The organism is Tunturiibacter lichenicola (genome assembly GCF_051013355.1).
GTDB lineage: Bacteria > Acidobacteriota > Terriglobia > Terriglobales > Acidobacteriaceae > Edaphobacter > Edaphobacter lichenicola_F.
The window spans coordinates 5,480,954-5,501,643 of record NZ_CP132944.1; the positions used below are offsets into that span (position 1 = coordinate 5,480,954).

The window sequence follows — 20,690 nt, forward strand, 5'->3', positions numbered from 1 at the left end:
TTGCAATCGTACAGAGGGTATCGCGTGAAAAACGAACATGATGATTCCAAGTCAGAGTTGAGTAGGCGGGTGTTTCTCAAAGGCGCCGCGATTGGAGGCGCGATGACTGCTATGTCGGCTACCGCCCGTGCTCAGAGCCACGTCGCTCAAAATCAGATCAATCCAGAAGTTCCAAATTTCTCTGGAGAATATGACACGCCAGTGGGAGACTTTCAGGTACCTCGGCGCGCGATGGGTAAGACCGGTCTTGAGGTGTCAATCCTAGGAATGGGTGGTTTCCATCTAGGAACAGCGGCGGGCCAACCGGAAGTCAACAACATGATTGCGAAGGCAATGGATCACGGAATCAACTTCTTTGATAACGCGTGGGAGTATCACAAGGGCGTGAGCGAAGAACGCGTTGGGGCTGCGTTGAAAGGAAAACGGGACAAAGCTATTGTAATGACCAAGGTCTGCACTCACGGACGCAAGAAAGACGTTGCTATGCGAATGCTCGAAGAATCACTCACGCGCCTTCAGACCGATCATTTGGATGTTTGGCAGGTTCATGAGGTCGTTTACTACAACGATCCCGAGAAGTGTTACGCATCTGAGGGGGTACTCGAAGCCTTGACTGCGGCGAAGCAGCAAGGGAAGGTTCGTTTCGTTGGTTTCACCGGTCACAAGAACCCCTCGATCCATCTCGAGATGCTGAATGGGGGCTATCCCTTTGATACGGTGCAGATGCCGCTTAATCCGTTCGACTACAGCTATCGAAGCTTCCAGCAACATATTCTGCCAGTCGCGACTCAGCGAGGGATGGCTGTCTTCGGTATGAAAAGTATGGGCGGCTCAGGCGAGATGATTTCGAGCGGCGCACTGACGCCAACCGAGGCTTTGAGCTACGCCATGAGCTTGCCGGGGGTTTCAACAACCATCAGTGGTATGGATTCGATGGCGGTCCTCGACCAGAATTTGAAGATTGTACAAAACTTCACCCCACTGACAGCTAAGCAGATAGAAGAGTTGCGGGCGTACGGAAAGCAATACGAGGATGGGCGGTATGAGTTGTTTAAAAGTACCGTGAAGTATGATGGCGACCTGGGGCGACAACAGCACGACTACCCCGCGTCTGCTGAGTTGCCGGCATGACCTAAGCGGCCGCAACTTGAAGTTGCCGACCTAACCAATTTCCTCACGAATACGATGCTATGCGATCCGAAGAAGAGAAACACCGCCTGCACATCCTTGCCTTAAGGCAACGTCAGGTGATTTGACTGTGAGTTATTCCGTGGAGCAGTTCAGTTGCATCATATGAGATGTCGCGACTGTGCCGCACCTTCGTTGGGCCCCTTGTGTTGACCAGCGCTTCTGATGGAGGCCTTATGAAAATCCGGATATTGGTCGCTTTATTGACGCTGTCTTCGATATGGGTTAGCGCGCCGGGACAGTGCAAGAAGCCTGAGATCAACCCGATATGGGACAGCACTAACAATCAGTTCAGATGTGTTGATCCTGCCGCCGGCACCGGTTCAGATCATGATGATAGTGTGTCCCCCACGGGAACCAAACAATCGTGCGGTGCGGTGCGAGAAAACCTACTCAAGGTCTGTCCAACTTCGGATGAAGGCAAGATCTGTAGAGGTAAAGCTAAGTCCATCTTCAACGCATGTTACAAGAACGGAAGCGAGGATCGTAGTGCGGCGTCCAATACCCGAGGTCAATTGGGGAAAGCCGACTCTTCCACTTGCATGACTACCTACAACCAACAACAGCAGGCATGCCAGTCTCGCCGACAACCCCCGGCATCCCCAGGTCAACCTTCGGTTCCTGATACTTGCCTACAAGATGCTTTGGCCGCGCAAAATAAGTGTCTCGCGAACAGCCATTGATGGCCGGGTCAGAGAGTTATTTTGAGGTCGGGCGCTGCTGGGAAAAATAGTTTCATTTGCGTTCCGTGTCCCTCCGCCGTTTCGACGTTGATTTTGCCACCATGGCGCTCGACAATCTCCTGTGAGATATAAAGACCAAGGCCATTACCAAGATCTCCCTTCGTGCTATAAAAAGGCTGAAATAACTGCCTTCTCGTCTCTTCGTTCATACCTTGACCATTATCCCGGACGGCGATCTCAGTTCCAGTGGTGTGCTCGGTTGCACTCAACCATATCGATCCACCCACAGACACTGCGTCGATAGCATTTGAGATCAGGTTCGTCAAAACCTGGCGTATCTGACCAGCAACGCCGAAAAATTCTGCTTCCCTACCGGACATAGACACGCTTATATTCCGATTCGCTATCTTTCCTTTAAATAACCTCAAAACATCGTCGAACAGAGCAGCGGTGGAGCAATACTCGGGATTCTGTGCGTTTTCCTTTGACCACCGTAAAGTTTGCTTTGTGATTCCTGAAATTTTTTCAATTTCATACTCTGCCATCGCGATATACTTCCGGGCGGTCGCATTGTCCCGGAGCTCTTGAGCAAGCAAATAGTGGATGTTAGTCACCGCTTCAAGCGGATTATTTATTTCATGAGCGATGACGCTCGTCATTCTGCCTGTGAGCGCTAGCTTCTCCGTAATCTTGATTGCGATTTCACGTTCTCGACGCTCGGTAAGATCGGTAAAAGTACCGACCCATCCAGCGCGGCTTTTGTCGGCCTTCAAGAAAGGTACTGCTCGGACGAGATACCAGTGACCTGAAGTGTCGAGTTCGCCTTGAAGGCGAAGTTCAGTCTCAAAAAAAGCGCCGTCTCTGACGGCTTTTTCCCATCGTTGCCGGCATGTCTCACGATCTTCCAAGCTTAGCCTCTTCTGCGCAAACCATAATCCCTCGTCTGACAATTCTTCTTGTCGCCATTTATCGTTCACATAGCCGAGTTTTCCATCGTCCTTCGCAACCCAAACGAGATTAGGAAGAGACTGGGTCAATTCTTTAAAGCGCGCTTCACTCAGTTCAATAGCCTCTTCGGCGCGTTTGAGACTGATTGTGATCACCGCCGTCCTAAAATCCTGTGCAGACTCGACTTCCATCTCGGTCCAAGGGACACTTTTTCCGTGAACCAACCCTTGCCACGATTGGAACGAATCCCGGGGGTGGAGTCCACGGTGTTGGTCGCGAACTTTGACAGGCTGACCCGCCCACTTTACCGTGCTAACTACCTCTGGGCGAAACCACATGAGATAACTTTGGCGAACATCTGAGATCCTCACGACGAGCCATCCACTCGCGATGCTACGAATTCCTTCGGCCCAGTCAAATTCCGCAGTAAGGTTATTCGTTTGAAATATGTCCAGATCTGCATGAGCGTCCATCCAACGGGTCAACCTCCGCACATCTGCTTCTGCAGGTGTTAGGCCGGCTAGCAAACACTCTCCCTCGATGATCAGTGCTGTTCCTTGGGCATTGGTAACCTGTGAAAGTTCACCAATGTGACTGACTAACGCAGCAATATGGTTGTTCTCAGCTGCCATCTGAGTGAGCAAACTTCGCTGGACTGCATGAAAATGCATTGCGCTTTCGAGCTGATGAGCACTTCGAAATGCCAATAGCTGCGTGCTTACCATCTTCGTTAGCAGATCACAGGCACTACGTATTACGTAAGACACGCTACGAGGTTCCGCGTGATGACAACTGATGAGGCCCCATAGACGCCCCTCAAAAAGAATGGAGATTGACATCGAAGACATTGTCCCCATGTTCCTCATGTACTCCAGATGGATCGGGGAGACGCTCCTCAGGATCGAAGACGATAGATTGAAACTTCGCATCTCCTGGCCCGCAATTCCGCGCAGCGGAGATGGCACATAGGACGCGTTTGGAATAATTCGGATTGTATTCGAGATATAGAGTTCCCTTGCCTGCTTTGGTATATCGCTAGCCGGGAAGCGTAGATCAAGATAACTGGGTAGAACCCCATCGTTCTCTTCGGTCAAAACAATGCCATGACCCTCTTCATCAAATTGATAGAGAAGAACGCGATTGAACCCGGTCAGGTCCTTAATTTGGGATGTGATGGCTCGACAAAGGGCCATTTCGCTTTTCAAGTTGCCTAATTTCCCCACAAAGTTCGTGACGACAGCATTCATTAACTCGGAACTAACAAGCCGGTCCAAACGTTCGAATTCAATCACGCGCTGTCCGCCCTCTAGGTATGTGACCACGCTACACAGCTCTATACGTAACGGAAATGAACCGAGGTAGGAGATCTGACCCGCAGTGTCAGTAGTAGGGTTTAACGCACGGATGACCGCCAGCACTTCGCGTTCGAGGACAGTTTCGAGTCGAGCTCCCAGAATTAGTTTGAGTGGGACCTGAAGGAACTCTTCAGCATTTTCGCTTGCAGCAACGACAGACTCATTTGACTCGTCCAGTAAGAGAAAGAATCCGTGGCGCTGGATACTGCCGGGTATGCGTATCGGCTCATCTTCGCAATTTTCAATGGTGGCTCTGACTTCATCGGCGGTCGTCACGATGGGGCGCGGTAGATTTTCGGCGGTATTGTTGTCCATTAGATATTGGCCCTTGCATTCTCGATACTGAGATTTGCAGTCGAATTATGCGCATACGCGGAGTGATTCACCCAAGAGCCAAAGACCCTAAACATCTCTTTAGCAGATTCGATCACCTGTCCCGACTCCGGGTCAGTGACTCTGACGCGTAAGATGTCACAAAACTGTTTCCACAGCAATCCTGTTTGCCGCCCATGATCGCGAAAAAAAGCGGTCCCATTTCCTGATGTCAGTTCCAGGGTGTTCTGGACATGTCGAGCGATGAGCTTGCCACCCAACTTCGAACCTTCCATGACATACATCGTGCCCAGGAGGCTAGCTTCGTCGTTCATCCTTGGCAACACGGGACGTTCACTATTAATCTCGCTAATGCCGAAAAATCTCAGATCTTGGTCCAGCAAATGACAACGTTGTCGCTCAACAACCAATTCTCGCACCCATCCGATCGGTGAATTGACTGCAACCTGTTCCCAAGTTCCTACGATTCCTTGGATTCGCCGCAAACAAGATATGTACTCCTTGCTCGTAAATTCCCGACCCATCAGCGGGATTGCCTGCTCGACAGAGTTGTGGGCTGCGGATGTTTCTAGTCTCAATCGTTCTAAGTCCATCGCTTTCCTCCATACTTTTGGCTGGCCTCAATGGCTGCCTTAGAATGTGCGGGATCGAAGGATTGTAGTCGGAAAGGGAGAAGAGTTGATTCCTGACCCCTATTAGCCGAATAACAGACAGACAAGTCACGCCCGATCATGATAGCTTGATACTCCCTCCCCAAGCATTTGCAGCACCTTTCGCTTTATCAACTGCACCACGAGCACGAAAGGCACCCCTTGTCGAATGGATCTTCCCCTGTCGTTTATATCGTTGATGATGAACGCGTCATTGCAGACACTCTCGCCACTATCCTTCAGGGAAGTGGTTTTAAAGCCAAATCTTTCAACAACCCACTGGATGCACTGAGCGCCGCAACAGATAACCCTCCCGACCTTCTTATATCTGATGTTGTGATGCCGCAGCTTTCCGGAATTGAACTAGCGATACAACTTAAGGCGCTCTGCCCTGAATGTAAGATTTTGTTGTTCTCCGGTCAGTCTCAAACAGCGAATCTCCTTAGGTCGGCTCGCCAACTTGGTCATGACTTTCACCTCCTCACTAAGCCCATCCATCCTAAAGATCTCCTCCTTCAAATTCAGAAGCAGGACTCCCGGTGGACTGCAAATGAGCTTGATAGCGTCCGCTAGACCGCATCCAAAACTCTTGCTTACCACTGCCCGATCTCGAACTAAGGCACCCTGCTCGGTTAGCCAAACAGAAGATTCGCTGCAGCAAGCGAGCCCGCTCCCACCAGCTGTCACGAGCCAATACGGTTCCACGACGCTCCTCGAGCGAATCCTTTTGCGACTGATCTTGGGGACCAGTCGTCAGATCGTCTCAATCTTCACAAGTACGCCTGCCGCGTACGATGCACACACTCAGTAGTTGATAAAGCCAGTGGCCGTTAGCTGGTGAACGCGTTCACGTCATTTCGAACTGATATCGACAGCTGTCGCTGACCTGTTGCTCAATTTTGACAAGAAACAATGGGTCGACCCTTGATGCACCTATCGAGGTGATCCACAGGCCTAGCGTGTGCGTCGATAACTTCGATGGAGGGCCACAATCGCGTATCTAAAAGATGTGCCAGTTGGCCTCAGTGCGGGAGATCTGCATCAAAGTTTGAGGAGATCAGGCACAACATGATGATTCACGTTATCCCTCCTAAAATAGATACCGGTGTCAGCGGTCTAGATGACATTCTTTTGGGGGGCCTTCCAGCGGGGCAAATGTATTTGTTGGAAGGAGATCCAGGAACGGGAAAAACAACCGTAGGAATGCAGTTCATAATGGCCGGGACTAGACACAACGAGAAGTCCTTATATGTCACGCTTTCGGAATCACGAGGAGAGCTTGCGGGCTCAGCTGTTTCGCATGGATGGGAGCCGAAAAGTATACCGATTGCAGAATTTATTCCCGAAGAGGCTAGCCTGAGTGCGGAACAACAGTACACGGTATTTCACCCGAGTGAAGTCGAACTGGCTACCACCATACAAAAGCTGACTCAACTTATAGAAAAAGAGAAGCCCTCGCGCCTCGTTATAGACTCTCTTTCGGAGTTGCGGCTCTTAGCGGCCGACAAGATGAGATACCGTCGGCAGCTCCTCGCTCTCAAACACTTCTTTGTCGGGCGCGACACAACAGTCTTACTCCTTGATGATCGAACCGGTGAAGGAAGCGACATGCAGCTTCAGAGCATAGCTCATGGTGTCCTACGCCTTGAAAAGGTCCAGCGTTCTTACGGAGTGACCCGGCGACGCATTGAAATAGTGAAATTGCGTGGCAGTGCTTATCGTGAAGGGTTTCACGATTACACGATCAAGAAAGGTGGCCTTCACGTTTATCCTCGTTTGGTAGCTAATGAACACAGCTCTACGTTTCCTGCAGAACGAGTCAAAAGCGGTATTCCCAGACTCGACGCCATGTTCGGCGGCGGTATCAACCGCGGCTCGGCAACCCTGCTCCTAGGTCCATCAGGGAGTGGTGAATCATCACTCGCTATGGTCTATGCGTATGCGGCCGCAAAGCGTGGAGACCGCGCAATAATTTATGCTTTTGATGAAACTCTACGTACGGCACAGGACAGGGCGGAGGGGTTGGCTCTTCCGATACGCAACGAAATAGCTAACGGAACTCTTGCTATGACTCAGGTCGACCCGGCGGAGTTGTCGCCTGGTGAGTTTGCGTGGCAAATTCGCAGAGATGTCGAAACCAAAGATACGCGCGTGGTTGTGATTGACAGTCTTAACGGATTCCTCATGTCGATGCCCGGGGAACAGGACCTCAATTTGCACTTGCACGAGTTGCTCGCGTTTCTGAACCAGAAAGGCGTCGTCACCATACTCATCTACACGCAGCATGGACTAGTGGGAAACATGCAAACTGAAGTTGATGTAAGCTATCTCTCCGACACAGTTGTTGTCCTCCGTTATTTCGAAGCGGAAGGTGAAATTCGTCAGGCCATATCCGTGATCAAGCAGAGGGTGGGGCAGCACGAGCGTGCTCTTCGCGAGTTATGTATGAGTAACCGGGGTGTTGAAATCGGAGAACAGCTTAGTAAGTTTCGCGGGATATTGACCGGGGTACCGGAATCTTCGGATCAGAAGATTGCCCACCAAGTTGCCGAGGGCAATTTGTGAGCCATGGTGTCTGCGTAATTGCCCCCACTGGCAGAGACGGTGAGCTGATCAGGAATGTGCTCCGTCTAGGGACAATCGAGGCCTTTGTTTGCGATGGTTCGACGCTCATATCAATCGCTTCTCAAGAACCGTTGGGACCACTTTTAATCGCAGAAGAAGCTCTTGACGTTCCCTTCGTTCGGAACTTGCGCAAGATAATCAACGAGCAGCCATCGTGGTCTGATCTCCCGATTCTCATTCTCACAGCGGGAGGGCGAGAAGGGCATCGCAACGGGGCATTAGATTATGAACGTCTTGGGCTTGGGACCCCGTCCTGCTTGAGCGACCAATTCGTACGACGACATTAGTTAGCAGCGTTCGGGCTGCTCTTCGAGCACGTCAACGTCAATACGAGATCCGCGACGCCCTGATAGAACTCAAAGACGGACAAGAAACACTACAGGCGGTGCTTGATAACCTGCCAGTCGGTGTGGTTCTTGCAAGAGCAACCGGAGAAATTGTTCTAACGAATCAAAGTGTCGAGAGGATCCTGGGGCATCCCGTCATTCGATCGCCGACCAGCAAATCTCACGACGAGTGGATCGCATTCCATTCAGATGGTCGACGTGTTCAAGCAAATGAGTTTCCTCTCGTGCGGGCGATCAAGAGTGGCATACCCGTTCCCCCGGAAGAGTATCTTTACCAGCGCGGTGATGGGTCACTCGGATGGATCAGCCTGACTGCCTCACCTATCATCGGCGACGACAGTGTAGTAACCGGAGGAGTGGTCGCTGTCACAGATATCGATCATCAGAAGCACGCAGAGTTGGCTCTTATACAAAGCGAGAAATTGGCGGCGGTTGGGCGTCTTGCTGCATCCATCTCTCACGAAATCAATAACCCTCTGGAGTCCGTGACCAATCTCCTTTATCTGGCACGACAGAAAAATCCGGATGATCGCGAAATTCAATCATGGCTCGATCTGGCGGACCGAGAGCTACGACGCGTCTCTCAGATTGTCAGTCAAACCCTCCGTTTTCATCGACAAGCAACTAGGCCTCGTGCAATCACACCTGAGGAACTTTTGGAACCTACCCTTGGGCTGTATCAAGGTCGGCTCAACAATGCCAACATTAATTTGACTCTGCAACACCGGGGTGCGGATCCAATCGTCTGCTACGAAGGAGATATGAGACAGGTCCTAAACAATCTGATAGGAAATGCCATTGACGCCATGCGAACCGGGGGACGTCTCATCATCAGGACAAGCAACTCATTTGCCTTCACGCGCGCGCGCAAAGGGATACGAATTACGATTGCTGACACAGGCTCAGGCATGCCCGATTCCGTCGTTAGTCGTATCTTTGACGCCTTCTACACGACGAAAGCACTCAATGGAACCGGGCTCGGACTATGGATTTCAAAGGGAATAGTCGACAAACACAGCGGTTTCATCCAGGTAAAATCGAGTGTACGCGCTCCGACAGGGACGGCATTTAGTGTCTTTCTGCCCTCCGATGCTTCACCGATTGATCTGACCGAGGTGGGCGCTGAATGATGGAACCCGAATTTCTCAAGCGTAACTCTCGCAAATGTCAACTCATTTTCAGCCCAGCCCGCACGCAGCGAGAAAATCGATGGCCGAGGCGGAATTGCGCGGCGGTAGCTTCGGGCTTCAGCGACATCCGACAATCGAATATCGCATCAAAATTCTGTGGTGGAGTTTGATGCACGGTGGTGCATCGAATTAGGTCGGGCATCTAAGCGAGGATGCAACGCGCTGCGGCAGGGCAGGATTTGCCCGCTATACCTAGGTCGAAGACTTTATCTTCAGGAGCAAAATGAGCACCCATCCGAGCGTCGAAAAGTTCAAAGACTTATTTGAGGAAGAACTTGAAACTCTGTATTTCGCTGAATCGCAGTTGCTCAAGGCTCTTCCGCTTGTAAAGAAGGGTGTGTTCAACAAGGAATTGGCTCACGTGCTTGTTCAGCAGACTGCGCAAACGAAGATCTATGTTAAGAGTTTAAAGAGCGCGCTAAACCATTTAGGAAGGAGGGTCTCCATCACTCGGAATGCGACGAGTGAGGCGATGCTCTCTGAGCTTACCCATTTGGTAAAGCGCTTTCCAAGGGGGAATCTGAGAGATGCGGCATTGCTTGCACTTCTGCAGCGACTCGAACACCATAGAGCAGCAAGATACTTGTCAACGATTGCATTGGCTAAACAAATGGGAGAAGAAGGGATCCTCGACTTCTTAAAAGAGGCCGCAAGCTTCGATAGTGTCTCCGCGAAACGCTTTGCTCAAATCGCATTACAGGTGAATGCAGAGGCTTTTATCGACACCCACTCAGAACGCTGTCCTCCCGCTGTTCCCCCTCTCACCTAGCCATATAGCAGCGAAGTACACGCTCGACCAGGACCAATGGACTATCTGCCTTGGTTTTGCTGGAAGCAAACGTCCTGTTGCTATCCAGACCTCGCCGGAAAGCGGGCATGCTCTAGAGTCGCTGCGACGTGAAATAGATTGACTTTTGCGCGCACACTTGCCGGTTAGCGATGTAGAAATAGATTGACCAACGTTAATGTTTTTCTTTGACGCTATTGCCTGATACGGGCTTTCTGGGTTTGATCCCACGCCTCGCGCAATTGGGGCTGCCGGAAATCAGGGAAGTTTCCGCGTTCCTTGATCTCGGCCACGCTACCCAGTCTTTGCACCGTATCAGGCGTGCCGTCGAACACGGGCCATTTCGGCCATGCTGCGCTATTGGGATCGCCAGTTTTGGCGAAATTAGTCCAATAGCCGAGCATCTGTTTCTGCATGGCCAGGTCATCTTTGTTCCACGCGCGGGGCTCGCGCCACAACTGGCCATAGGCAAAGCGGATTTCCGCGCCATGTCCGGCCTTACAGCCATAGGTGCATGGATGTTCTGCCGGCGGCTCTGCGGGCAAGTGAACGTAGAAATAGATGTAGACCGGTTGAGTGTTTGTTTTCTGCTGCATGGTAGCCCAGCTGAAATGCTGCTGTCCGATCAAGTCGTTAGTCAGGCGTTGGGACGACGCCATGGCCTGCGCGTCCGTCTTTCCCGGATATTGCGCCAGCAGAAAGGGAAGAAATTGCGGACCGAAGCCTTGCTGCAGCGCGCTTTCGTAATTGGCTGCGGTGACTGGGGGGCCGAGATCGACCCCTTCGTCGGCATTCCAGCCGAGCAGCAAGGGTACCTTGTTCTGATGTCCTGCTGCGAAACTTTGCCGCGCCTGTTCGGTAAAAACCGCACCGTCCAGATTGGGCGTCGCCTGCCAGTTCTGCTTGAGCAGGTCTTCGGCACTGAGCTTGCGCAAGTCGCCAAGGTGCGGCGCCTTGAGAGCTTCACCCAGCTCCGTTCCAAATCTTTCCGCTGCCGCTTTGGCAGACAGCGGGTCGATCACGCCGCTTTCGGCGATGCCACGTTGGAAAAGTCCTTTGGCCAAAGGTGAAACAGTCAACGCGGTTACCGAGTCGCCGCCGGATGATTCGCCCGCAATGGTCATCCGATCCGGATCGCCGCCAAACGCGGCGATGTTGCGTTTGATCCATTGCAGAGCGGCGATCTGGTCCCGAAAGCCTTGGTTCCCGGAGGCGTGGTCGGATGCCTCCGCGGAAAGCTCAGGATGGGCGAAGAAGCCGAACACGCCGAGACGGTAATTCATCGTGACAAAGATCATGCCGTTTTGCACGATACTCTTGCCGCCTTCCTGCCCCCAGTCGCCAGAGCCGCTGACCAACCCGCCGCCGTGAATAAAGAACAGGACGGGATAGGGCTTGCTTACTCTGTTGACTGGCGCCCAAACATTGAGCGTCAGGCAGTCCTCGCTCTGCGGTGCCTTCACCCAATCGGCGGTCTGGCGGCAGACCGCTCCGAATTCCGTCGCCTGGCGTGTGCCTTGCCAGGTTTTCACCGGCTGTGGTGCCCGCCATCGCAGGTCGCCTGTGGGCGGGGCAGCATAGGGAATCCCCAGAAACGACATCATGCCGTCCTTCTGATTTCCCGCGAGCTTTCCGGTGTCGATCGTGACGGTGGGTGCAGCGGGCTGAGTTCCGGCAGCAACACCCTCCGCTTGTACGAAGGAATCGGTAATAAGAAATCCGCCAACAGCGAGTACCGACGCCGCCATAATTGACACCCTCGAAATTGACTTGCTTCGCATGTGAGGACTCCTCTAAAGTTGGATTAACTCTAGGGTTCCGCAATGACAACGGCAATGGCCCCTATGTTCCCATTGCGTTCCCCTAACGTTCCCCACTACGCATCGCAAAATGATTCGGTTACAGCGCGGTAAATCTGCAGCTTACAACCGAAGACAGGATGTACTCACCGCGCAAATGAACTTCTCTCTGCCAACACGGATCCGCTTCGGTCTCTTCGAGATCGATATTCGATCCGGTGAGCTGCGCCGCAAAGGCTCCAAAGTCAATCTCCAGGCACAGCCCTTTCAAGCGCTCGTGCTGCTTCTGGAGCGTCAGGGCGACGTGGTGACGCGCGAAGAGCTTAGCAAACGGCTGTGGCCTGCGAATACTTTCGTCGATTTCGATCGCGGTCTGAACAAGGCCATCAATAAGGTGCGAGCAGCTCTGGGGGACAACGCTGAGAAGCCGCGCTACATCGAGACGCTGCCGCAGCGAGGATATCGCTTTATCGCCTCACTAAGCCCCAGCGACAGCCATACCGCGTCGCCTCGCGACGAACCTACTCAGCTCCTTGGCCCGGTCTATGCGTTAGAAAAGACTCTGACCACACCCAGATCGCCTGATTTAGTTTGGGCGGTTGCAGCAAATGAGAGCGAAGAGATGATCAAGAGAGGCTCTTCGTTTGACTCGATGTTCCTTGATTCGATCGCCGTTCTCCCCTTCGAAAACAGCGGCGGTGAGCCGGATATGGAGTACCTGAGCGACGGAATCACCGCGAGCATCATCAACAACCTGTCACAAATCCATGCGTTGCGCGTGGTACCGCGTACGACTGCCTCTCGATACAGAGGAAAGCTAGGTGATCTGGCGCAAGCAGGTCGTGAGCTTCGCGTACGGGTTGTCCTCACGGGACGGATTTTCCAGCGCGGTGATGCTTTGAGCATCAACGTGGAGCTGATCGACCCAGCGCACGAATCCCAGTTATGGGGTGCGCACTTCAACGGCAATTCTGACGACATCTTGTCTATCCAGAACGAAATTGCTACCCGAGTAACGAGCAAATTGGAAGTTCGGCTGAACAACGAAGAGAAAAGACAGTTAGCCAAACGCCCCACCGCGAGCCGAGAGGCATATCACCTATTGCTGAAGTCTTTGTTTTGGGCAAACAAATGGACGCCGGATGGTGTGCGGAAAGGCGTTGATTACGCCAGGCAAGCGATCGATGTGGATCCGGTGTATGCAGAAGCGTGGACCGCCTTGGCATACTTATTCGTGCTAATAGGCTTCTTCGGTGACGCACCGCCAGCCGAGATATTTTCAAGAGCAAAGGCAGCCGCCGCTAAGGCTTTGGAAATCGATGATAGCCAATCCGATGCACACGCGACGCTGGCATATGTTCAAATGGTTTACGACCGGGACTGGCACAGCGCCCGAAAAGGATTGGTTCGGGCCATAGAATTAGGTCCGACGCTTGCAAATGGTCATTGGGTGTATAGCCACTGGTATTTAACTCAAGGGCTCTACTTGGAATCAATGACGGAGGCCAAGATCGCGTTAGATCTTGATCCTCTTTCAGTGCAATTTAATTACCAGGTTGGCGCAATTTACTTCTTTTCTCGGCAGTATGATCGCGCAATCGAGCAACTCCGCGCAACGAACGAACTAGATCCCCTTTTTGCGCCGTCACGCCAACTCCTTGCGGCCTCCTATGCCCAAAATGGTATGAGGAGCAAAGCCATAGCAGAGGTTAAGAAGGGTGTTGAACTTGCGAGAAATAATTCTCATAGCAAAGCACTGTGGGGAATTATCGGTGCAATGTCGGGGAACATGGTCGAAGCACGACAAAGTCTTGAACAGTTGAAGCGGGAATCAAAGCCTCCGAATTTTTCCTTTGCTTATCAATGCGCCTCACTCCATGCGCTTCTGGGTGAGACAGACGATGCTTTTACATGTCTAGGGTTGGCCCGGCAGGGACATTCGGTCCAACTCGCCTATGTCGCGATCGCTCAAGAGCTCGAATGTCTCCACGAGGATCCACGTTTTCGCGAAATGCTGCTGGACATGGGATTGCCAATTGCGATACCTAAGACTTCTTCTCGATCAAAAGCGGAGTCCAATGGAAAGACTCAGTAATGGCATCTGGAGTACCCCGTTGCAACCCTCATGTCGGTACCCCCAATGGGACTAAAAGTGTCCTTTGCGCCCATTGGGCCTCTACGACGCGGAACCCCGATCGTGTCTCGATGCTGCGTTCGTCGGGCGCGGACCGGGTTTTTCTGGACAACGGGACCATTGCGAAGGATGTCCGCCGAGCCTATCCAAAGGGCGTTGAGAAGGTACTGGAGCTCATCGGCACAACCACTCTTGGGGACTATCTTCAATGCGTTCGGGAGGGCGGGGTGGTCTGCATGACTGGCATCGTGGGCAACAAGTGGGCGTTCGAGAACTTTGCCCCGATGGATAAAATTCCGACGGCCGTATGCCTCACTTCGTACGCGGGGGAGTCGGATGATTTCATGAGCACTCCCCTTGAGGAACTCGCTCAACAAATTGACGCCGGCACCCTGAAAGTTCAGATAGGGCGTGTCTTTCAGATAGACGAGATCGTGGAAGCGCACCGGCTTATGGAAGAGAACAAGGCTGGTGGCAAGATCGTGGTTCTCGTTCCATAAGATGCTGCCGCATCTTCGCAGATTGGTCCTGAGCAGTCGGCTTCTCGTCAGTAATGATTGCAGCCGACAGGCGCGTCTCCCGTTACCTATCTTCCGAACCGAAGATCGCGCTATAAAGAGTAGCCGCCAAATATGCCGTCGGTGACGGTGATGCCGCAACTATCGAGACCCAATGGACGACCTCTGTCGTTCTGACGATCAGGCCGCTTAGCGAAGAATCGCGTTCACCGCTCAAGAGGCACACGCCAGGTAGAGTTGCGCTTGCGATATTGCATCGGGTACGATTGCGAAAATCATGGAGCCACCTTCTGAAGAAATGTTGTATGCGTTCGTCCGTTCATAAATTGCTCCTGCACGATGCAGGAAATTTGCGCACAGAGCCGCGTCGTCGTTTGACCGACGTCGTTATAAGTTCGTGCAGTGCGTTTGTTCGTGTTCAGCGTTCGAGCTTGCGTACACTCTCGGGCGACTTCACCGTAGAGCGGTACAAGCTCCTTCTTTTAGCCGGTGACTCCGAGCGCTCGCCGATACTCCGTCGGAGTTATATCGCAGACCGAGCGGAAGACTCTTGCAAAGTGTTGCGACGTTTGAAAGCCGCAACTGACTGCAACATCGATCATTCTTAATCTCGGCGACTTGAGCAGATCCTTTGCATGTTCCACCCGCGCATTCAAGACAAACTGGTGGGCCGCCACTCCTGTCGACCGTCGGAACATCTGATTGAAGTAGCTGGAACTCAGTCCTGCTGCGCCGGCCATCTCTTGCAGAGAGACCTCTTGATCTATTCGTCCGTAAACCAACTGCTTCACTCGCGACAGCTGTATTGGCGTTAGGCCGCACTTATATTGCCGAAGACCTCGTTTCAGATTCCCACGAAGTTGAACCAGTGCAGAGGCAAGCGCCTGTGCGATGGAATCCATGTAGAGGCGGCCCGAAAGACCTCCTGCCTCTTCCTCTGCCTGGATCGCCGAGATCAGCGCAACCACTCGTTTGTCCTCGAACTTTGTGCTGCTTCTTATCTCAACCGTCTCTGCGCCTGCTTCCTCCGCGATGGCGCGGAAGGCCTCGTCCGGCAGGTCCACTTTCAGGATCTTGATCTCGCTGTTCCAGCGCACAAACTCATCGATCCCACGATTGCAGACGATCAACTCCCCGGCACCGTACGAGTAGTCGATGAGTTTGTCGCGGCTCACACCATGCTGGTATCGGCACGGAGAAAGGACTTTGGCCAGAGACTGCTGATGCTGGATATAGTACTTGGGCTCTGTCTCGATGAAGCTTTCAAGATGCTGTAGTTGCAAGCCATTGCTCGTGTCCATGCGAACCTCCGGTTGTCCGGAGTCTGCGAATTCCGACACTGTCTTAAGTCTACGCTGGTTGGGATGGTTAAGACGGTCGATCATGCAGCGGATTGGCGTCAACGCGACGCCCGAATCCAGCTGTATTTGATTGGTGGCCTTTCTTTCTAGCCGTGCAGGAGCATCGTTGCTCAGTGGGCGGTCGGATAGGACGGCAATTGTTCCGCGATTTCGTTCGGTGACAACATCCGCACGCCATACTTTACGAAGACCGCCATGGTCGCGGTCAGGTCAGCCGTCGCGTAGGTTTCCATGTCTGGCGGAATCTCCATCGCGCGAGTTGGGGCGTTCATCTTATTGATCGCGTTGAGAAATCCGCCTGGCGTCATAAGAGCCAGCACATGGCACTCCTCGGACTGGATGAGGTAGGCGTGTGGTGCCTTCTTCGGTAAAAACATGCTTTCGCCCCGCCCCACTGTAAAGACTTTTCCATCGGCAAACACTTCGATTTCACCTGCAAGAATGTAGAAGAGTTCATCTTCCCGGTCATGGATGTGCGGAGGTGGTTCGGTACCTTTCTTCATCTTGGATTCGACGAGATCGAAAGCACCATCGGTGTCGGAGTTACCAGCTAGCTGGCTGATTAAGAGACCCTTGTACCAGGTTGAATTCTCGAGTGCGGGGGCGCGCTTGTATGCATGCATTGTTTCCATTGGAGCTCCTTCTTCGCTTTGGCGGCCATTACTGACAGAAATATTTTTTTGACAGGGCAACCACACATGTTAGACATCCGGCCTCAAGGTGTTACCCGAGAAGCTTTATCCATCTGAACGCATAGCGAACTGCCGCACGTGTCGCATCCAACGATTTGTGTCCAATAAGTCAATGTAATCCGCAAATTTCTCAGAACAAGAGATGACGGAGTGGGAGCGGCTCGGCGCAACTACTTTGAATTGTCCGAAGTCCAAACGCGAAATGGGTCATTCTTAACGGCAACGCGCCTTCTCGTCAGCAATGATTGATGGATGGAAGAATGTTCTGTTGTGGAAGAATCAGATGTATGAGCATCGAAGTCACACACAACTGCTGCAAACGTCTCCAGTTGAAGGTATGCCAGGTTGGGAGACACGCCTCTACCTGATCACCTATCCGCCCGGGCCAGATGCCAGCAACCATTCGCATCCGGTAGTTGGGATAGGTCTGGTACTCGAGGGCACCATGGTCTCAGCTTTTGACGATGATCCCGAAGAAACCTTCGCCGCCAACCAAAGCTTCCGTGATCGGCCGAGCTTTCATCGCGTTAGTCGCAACGGTAGCCAAACGGACCCTATGAAATTCGTAATTGCTTATACGGTTAGACAAGGGGAGCCCAACACTGTTTGGCCTCAGATGTAGTGACGCGATAAAAATGAGCCACACTCAACGGCTATGCATGCTACTTACATATACCCTTCTACTGAGTTTTACACCCGTCTTCGCACAAGCACCATTGCGATCGTTCCCTGACATTGAGTCCACCGGCGCTCTGGGCGAAGATCTGTTTGTTCAGTCTGGGTCCACCGGGATGGTTCTTGTTGTCGTGAGAGATAGTCAGGTATTTTTCCGCGGATACGGCGAGACCGCGCCCAACTCACAGAAGCCTCCCACTGAGGATTCTCTGCTGCGGCTCTGCTCGCTTACAAAGATCTTCACCACCGATGTCCTCACGAAGCTCGTTATGGACAGGATCGTGCAGCTTAACGATCCTCTTCAACGATTCGCTCCACGTCGGACGATTGTGCCTAAACGTGGCCAATCCATCACTCTCGAGGATCTCGCGACACACACATCCGGCCTCCAACGTGAACTCGGTAATGCTCCTCGCGACACGCCGCATTTCACCTTTCCCGACTATCGCACTCGCTGGCGCTGGCTGCCGAATCAGCATCTCCACAGCACTCCAGGTACCACTGCCGTTTACTCAAACGTTGCCTTCGACCTTCTCAGCGACTCCCTTCAGTCCGCCGCTCACAGGCAGTATGCAGCTCTTCTTGCGGAGCGCACACTCTCACCCCGCTCCACATGCGAAACACAACGTTCTTCCCCAGCACTACGCAATGCAGTCATCTGCTCATCGGCACCAATGACGAAGGGCCCTGCACGTCCACTGAAGAAACTGCTGGAAGCTCGGGCCTCTACTCCACTGCTAGCGATATGGAGATCTGGCTAAAGTACCTACTCGGCACAGGTGACCCTGCCCTCGCCGCGCAGAATCCTGCGGCCCAGGAGATCTACATCCTTCCTTCGAAGCTAGTCAGCCAAAAAGGACTCGACCACGGAGGCGAACCGACCAGTGTCGGTCTCGGATGGATCCATCTCCTGCCGATCACAGATGAGTCACACATCATCGAAAAGACAGGCGGGGGCGCGGGGTTTTCTACTTATATAGCCATTAACCACTCTCGCCACACCGCTATCTTCCTCGCCGCCACCGACGGCCCAATCGATACCCATCTGAATCTCTTCAATGGCGCAAACAAGCTTCTGCTCGCTGTGGCCGGTCTGCCACCGCTCCCACCGCCAACTCCCAAACCTGCAATCAAGCGGAAACACAGACCACGACGTCCTTATACAAAGTGAGATGGTGCCTATCGAGCGGGAAACAATAAGTAGTGGTGCTATAGATGACGAGAACGGCGTTTATCGGTAGTGATCCGAAAGCCTCATTCATGACGATTTGTCTTTAAGGCGCAGCGTATCGATGAGCGCAGCCAGAGCCCCAGGCTGGTTGCGACGACTCGGGTAGTACAGGAAGAAGCCGGGGAAGACTGGGCACCAGTCCTGCAATACCTGCTTCAGCTTTCCTTTTAGGATGAGTTCTTTTACGGATTCTTCCAGAACTGCCCCAATCCCGATCCCGCTCAAAACCGCCTGGGCCACTAAGTCAGATTCATCAAAGGACACTGGTCCTTGAGGACTAACGGTGACCGCCGTGCGGCCCTTTTCAAATTCCCAGCGATAGACCCTATTTCTGAAGCGAAAGCCGACGCAAGAATGAATCTTCAGATCTGCAGGGCGCTGCGGGACCGGATTCGATTCGAAGTAAGCAGGAGAGCCTACGATGGCCAGACGCAATTCCTTCGTGACGGGAACTGCAATCATGTCGCGATGAATGAATTCTCCAATCTGTATCCCTGCGTCAAATTCTCCGGCCACCAGATCGACAGGATCGCTGGAGTTCGTCACCTCCAGAGTGATGTCCGGGAAGTTGCGAACGAATCGCGTTAACTTGGGCATCAGCACGAGATCAATAGCTGCCCTCGGAATGATGAGGCGAATCCTCCCAGCCGGTTTTTCCCGTTGCTTTCGCGTCTCAGCAACTGCCAGGTTGATGCGCTCTAGCGCAGGCGACAATTCTGCGAGTAGGGCTGTCCCTGCGGATGTGGCTGAGACGCTACGTGTCGTTCGCGCTAGCAACTGTATACCCAGGTTCTTTTCTAGCCCTCGCATGGAATGGCTTAGTGCGGATGGGGAAACTCCGAGACGGATGGCGGCACGTGTAAAGCTGCGCTCCTCAGCGACGGTCGCAAATGCTGACAATTCTGCGAGTTCGTTCCTCTTCATTGCTGAATCATACTCACAAAGCCTTGCTTTTTAAGACTGAATTATTGCAGGGGTCTCCGCATCTTAGACTAAGGCGTGTAGTGAATGCTCCCGCCGGGCGAGCCGGCACGCCCAAATTCAGTCTCGTAAGGAGTCGCTATGCTGCATCGCAAGTTGGGGAACACGGGTATCTCGGTCGGCAAGATCGCGCTTGGCACCATGTACTTCGGATCGGAGACGCCTGAGGCCGATGCCTACGCGATCCTCGACACGTTCATCGAGGCGGGTGGCAACCTTGTCGACACAGCCAACGTTTATGTAAACGGCGCTTCGGAAGAGATCATTGGCCGGTGGTTTGCAGCCCGGTCGAAGGACGTAACCGATCAAGTGGTGCTGGCCACTAAGGGCCGCTTCAACGCGAGTCAGGAAGTAAACTCAGCCGGGCTAACTCGCCGCTGGCTCCATCGCTCTTTGAATGCTTCGCTGAAGCGTCTGGGCGTCGACACAATCGATCTTTACCAGCTTCACGCTTCGGACATGCACACACCAGTGGAAGAGACCCTGTCGTTCCTTGATGACGCGGTCAGGGCCGGGAAGATTCATTACATCGGCTTATCGAATTTCACGGGCTGGCAACTCCAACTCATCGTCTCAACTGCGAAGGCCATGGGACTACAGATCCCCGTGACATTGCAGCCGCAATACAGTCTCCTCTCTCGCGAAATAGAGTGGGAGGTGATTCCAGCTGCCTTACACAACGGCATTGGTTTGTTGCCGTGGTCGCCGCTGGCTGGCGGCTTCCTTACCGGCAAGTATCAGCGCGGCGGCAAGGCAGGCTCAGATACACGGGCGGGTTCCGAGAAGGCGCTGTATCAGTCCATTTCTGAAGAATATGCGGACTCCGATCGCAACTGGAACATCATTGACGCTGTGCTTCGTATCGCGAAAGAGATTGGTGCGACACCGGCACAGGTCGCGCTGAGTTGGATCGCGGATCGCCCTAGTGTGATCGCCCCAATTGTCGGTGCACGCACGGTCGAGCATCTGCGCAGCAACCTGAGCGCGGCAGAGTTGACACTCGACAATGCTGCGACAGAAGTTCTCGAAGATGTCAGCCGGCCACAGCCGGGCGGTTATCCCTATGGTCTCTTCGGCCAGTGGCAGCGCGGACGCGGCCTTCAGGACGGGATCGAGCCACCAGCCTCACCAGCCGTGGGCTCGACAAAGACTTTGGGGGATAAGGTGGGCGAGTAGGCACGTCTCCAATTCGT

Annotated in this window: 16 protein-coding genes and 1 pseudogene; 11 read left to right on the forward strand and 6 right to left on the reverse strand. The window is 53.1% G+C overall.

The annotated features are described in order from the left end of the window. Positions 1 to 24: 24 nt before the first annotated feature. Positions 25 to 1,131, forward strand: a complete 1,107-nt coding sequence (locus RBB82_RS22960) for an aldo/keto reductase (RefSeq protein ID WP_433973047.1) — start codon at positions 25 to 27, stop codon at positions 1,129 to 1,131. 748 nt (positions 1,132 to 1,879) lie between these two features. Here RBB82_RS22960 and RBB82_RS22965 read toward each other — a convergent pair. Further along, complete coding sequence (locus tag RBB82_RS22965; protein WP_433973048.1) at positions 1,880 to 4,489, reverse strand: ATP-binding protein; 2,610 nt, start codon at positions 4,487 to 4,489, stop codon at positions 1,880 to 1,882. Beyond that, a complete protein-coding gene (locus tag RBB82_RS22970) occupies positions 4,489 to 5,100 on the reverse strand; it encodes a biliverdin-producing heme oxygenase (RefSeq protein WP_433973049.1) in 612 nt (203 codons plus the stop codon). Before RBB82_RS22970 ends, RBB82_RS22965 begins: the two co-directional genes overlap by 1 nt. A gap of 219 nt (positions 5,101 to 5,319) precedes the next feature. On the opposite strand from RBB82_RS22970, the gene RBB82_RS22975 reads away from it, so the two are divergent. The 4 genes from RBB82_RS22975 (at position 5,320) to RBB82_RS22990 (ending at position 10,088) form a co-directional block, all read left to right on the forward strand. Continuing rightward, positions 5,320 to 5,730: a response regulator gene (locus RBB82_RS22975; protein WP_433973050.1), complete on the forward strand. Its 411-nt coding sequence runs from the start codon at positions 5,320 to 5,322 to the stop codon at positions 5,728 to 5,730. A gap of 495 nt (positions 5,731 to 6,225) precedes the next feature. Further along, positions 6,226 to 7,722 (forward strand): ATPase domain-containing protein, encoded by a 1,497-nt coding sequence (locus RBB82_RS22980; RefSeq protein WP_433973051.1) that lies wholly within the window; start codon positions 6,226 to 6,228, stop codon positions 7,720 to 7,722. 469 nt (positions 7,723 to 8,191) lie between these two features. Beyond that, positions 8,192 to 9,259, forward strand: a complete 1,068-nt coding sequence (locus tag RBB82_RS22985; protein ID WP_433975448.1) for a two-component system sensor histidine kinase NtrB — start codon at positions 8,192 to 8,194, stop codon at positions 9,257 to 9,259. A gap of 283 nt (positions 9,260 to 9,542) precedes the next feature. Then, a complete protein-coding gene (locus RBB82_RS22990; RefSeq protein WP_433973052.1) occupies positions 9,543 to 10,088 on the forward strand; it encodes a DUF892 family protein in 546 nt (181 codons plus the stop codon). A 212-nt stretch (positions 10,089 to 10,300) separates the two neighbouring features. Here RBB82_RS22990 and RBB82_RS22995 read toward each other — a convergent pair whose 3' ends face one another. Continuing rightward, a complete protein-coding gene (locus RBB82_RS22995) occupies positions 10,301 to 11,854 on the reverse strand; it encodes a carboxylesterase/lipase family protein (RefSeq protein ID WP_433973053.1) in 1,554 nt (517 codons plus the stop codon). Positions 11,855 to 12,062: 208 nt separating this feature from the next. Here RBB82_RS22995 and RBB82_RS23000 point away from each other — a divergent pair, with 208 nt between their 5' ends. Next, positions 12,063 to 14,000: a winged helix-turn-helix domain-containing protein gene (locus RBB82_RS23000; RefSeq protein ID WP_433973054.1), complete on the forward strand. Its 1,938-nt coding sequence runs from the start codon at positions 12,063 to 12,065 to the stop codon at positions 13,998 to 14,000. Continuing rightward, positions 14,000 to 14,539 carry a zinc-binding dehydrogenase gene (locus RBB82_RS23005; RefSeq protein ID WP_433973055.1) on the forward strand — a complete coding sequence of 180 codons (540 nt, stop codon included), beginning with the start codon at positions 14,000 to 14,002 and terminating at the stop codon, positions 14,537 to 14,539. The genes RBB82_RS23000 and RBB82_RS23005 overlap by 1 nt, the downstream gene beginning before the upstream one ends. A 500-nt stretch (positions 14,540 to 15,039) precedes the next feature. Here the strand turns inward: RBB82_RS23005 and RBB82_RS23010 are convergent, their stop codons facing one another. Together RBB82_RS23010 and RBB82_RS23015 are read right to left on the reverse strand one after the other, a co-directional pair. Then, positions 15,040 to 15,858 (reverse strand): helix-turn-helix domain-containing protein, encoded by an 819-nt coding sequence (locus RBB82_RS23010; protein WP_433973056.1) that lies wholly within the window; start codon positions 15,856 to 15,858, stop codon positions 15,040 to 15,042. Between the two features lie 170 nt (positions 15,859 to 16,028). Next, positions 16,029 to 16,550 carry a cupin domain-containing protein gene (locus RBB82_RS23015; protein WP_433973057.1) on the reverse strand — a complete coding sequence of 174 codons (522 nt, stop codon included), beginning with the start codon at positions 16,548 to 16,550 and terminating at the stop codon, positions 16,029 to 16,031. Positions 16,551 to 16,947: 397 nt separating this feature from the next. Between RBB82_RS23015 and RBB82_RS23020 the strand changes: the two genes are divergently transcribed. From RBB82_RS23020 to RBB82_RS23030, 3 genes and pseudogenes are all read left to right on the forward strand, one after another. Beyond that, positions 16,948 to 17,232, forward strand: a complete 285-nt coding sequence (locus tag RBB82_RS23020; RefSeq protein WP_433975449.1) for a cupin domain-containing protein — start codon at positions 16,948 to 16,950, stop codon at positions 17,230 to 17,232. 37 nt (positions 17,233 to 17,269) lie between these two features. Then, positions 17,270 to 17,848: pseudogene (locus tag RBB82_RS23025) on the forward strand (serine hydrolase); the annotation flags it as partial. Positions 17,849 to 17,898: 50 nt separating this feature from the next. Next, the gene (locus tag RBB82_RS23030) at positions 17,899 to 18,456 is read left to right on the forward strand and encodes a serine hydrolase (protein ID WP_433973058.1); all 558 of its coding nucleotides are present in this window, start codon (positions 17,899 to 17,901) and stop codon (positions 18,454 to 18,456) included. An 87-nt stretch (positions 18,457 to 18,543) separates the two neighbouring features. On the opposite strand, the gene RBB82_RS23035 is transcribed toward RBB82_RS23030, so the two are convergent. Further along, on the reverse strand, positions 18,544 to 19,440 hold the full coding sequence (locus RBB82_RS23035; protein WP_433973059.1) for a LysR substrate-binding domain-containing protein: 897 nt from the start codon (positions 19,438 to 19,440) through the stop codon (positions 18,544 to 18,546). Positions 19,441 to 19,578: 138 nt separating this feature from the next. Between RBB82_RS23035 and RBB82_RS23040 the strand changes: the two genes are divergently transcribed. Continuing rightward, positions 19,579 to 20,673 (forward strand): aldo/keto reductase, encoded by a 1,095-nt coding sequence (locus RBB82_RS23040; RefSeq protein ID WP_433973060.1) that lies wholly within the window; start codon positions 19,579 to 19,581, stop codon positions 20,671 to 20,673. Positions 20,674 to 20,690 lie beyond the last annotated feature (17 nt).

Bases quoted from the DNA above. Each gene is read 5' to 3' on its own strand.
- RBB82_RS22965 (WP_433973048.1), bottom strand. From the start codon at position 4,489: ATGGACAACAATACCGCCGAAAATCTACCGCGCCCCATCGTGACGACC.
- RBB82_RS23020 (WP_433975449.1), top strand. From the start codon at position 16,948: ATGCCAGGTTGGGAGACACGCCTCTACCTGATCACCTATCCGCCCGGG.
- RBB82_RS23010 (WP_433973056.1), bottom strand. From the start codon at position 15,858: ATGGACACGAGCAATGGCTTGCAACTACAGCATCTTGAAAGCTTCATC.
- RBB82_RS22990 (WP_433973052.1), top strand. From the start codon at position 9,543: ATGAGCACCCATCCGAGCGTCGAAAAGTTCAAAGACTTATTTGAGGAA.
- RBB82_RS23000 (WP_433973054.1), top strand. From the start codon at position 12,063: ATGAACTTCTCTCTGCCAACACGGATCCGCTTCGGTCTCTTCGAGATC.
- RBB82_RS23015 (WP_433973057.1), bottom strand. From the start codon at position 16,550: ATGGAAACAATGCATGCATACAAGCGCGCCCCCGCACTCGAGAATTCA.
- RBB82_RS23030 (WP_433973058.1), top strand. From the start codon at position 17,899: ATGCGAAACACAACGTTCTTCCCCAGCACTACGCAATGCAGTCATCTG.
- RBB82_RS23040 (WP_433973060.1), top strand. From the start codon at position 19,579: ATGCTGCATCGCAAGTTGGGGAACACGGGTATCTCGGTCGGCAAGATC.
- RBB82_RS23035 (WP_433973059.1), bottom strand. From the start codon at position 19,440: ATGAAGAGGAACGAACTCGCAGAATTGTCAGCATTTGCGACCGTCGCT.
- RBB82_RS22970 (WP_433973049.1), bottom strand. From the start codon at position 5,100: ATGGACTTAGAACGATTGAGACTAGAAACATCCGCAGCCCACAACTCT.
- RBB82_RS22980 (WP_433973051.1), top strand. From the start codon at position 6,226: ATGATGATTCACGTTATCCCTCCTAAAATAGATACCGGTGTCAGCGGT.
- RBB82_RS23005 (WP_433973055.1), top strand. From the start codon at position 14,000: ATGGCATCTGGAGTACCCCGTTGCAACCCTCATGTCGGTACCCCCAAT.
- RBB82_RS22995 (WP_433973053.1), bottom strand. From the start codon at position 11,854: ATGGCGGCGTCGGTACTCGCTGTTGGCGGATTTCTTATTACCGATTCC.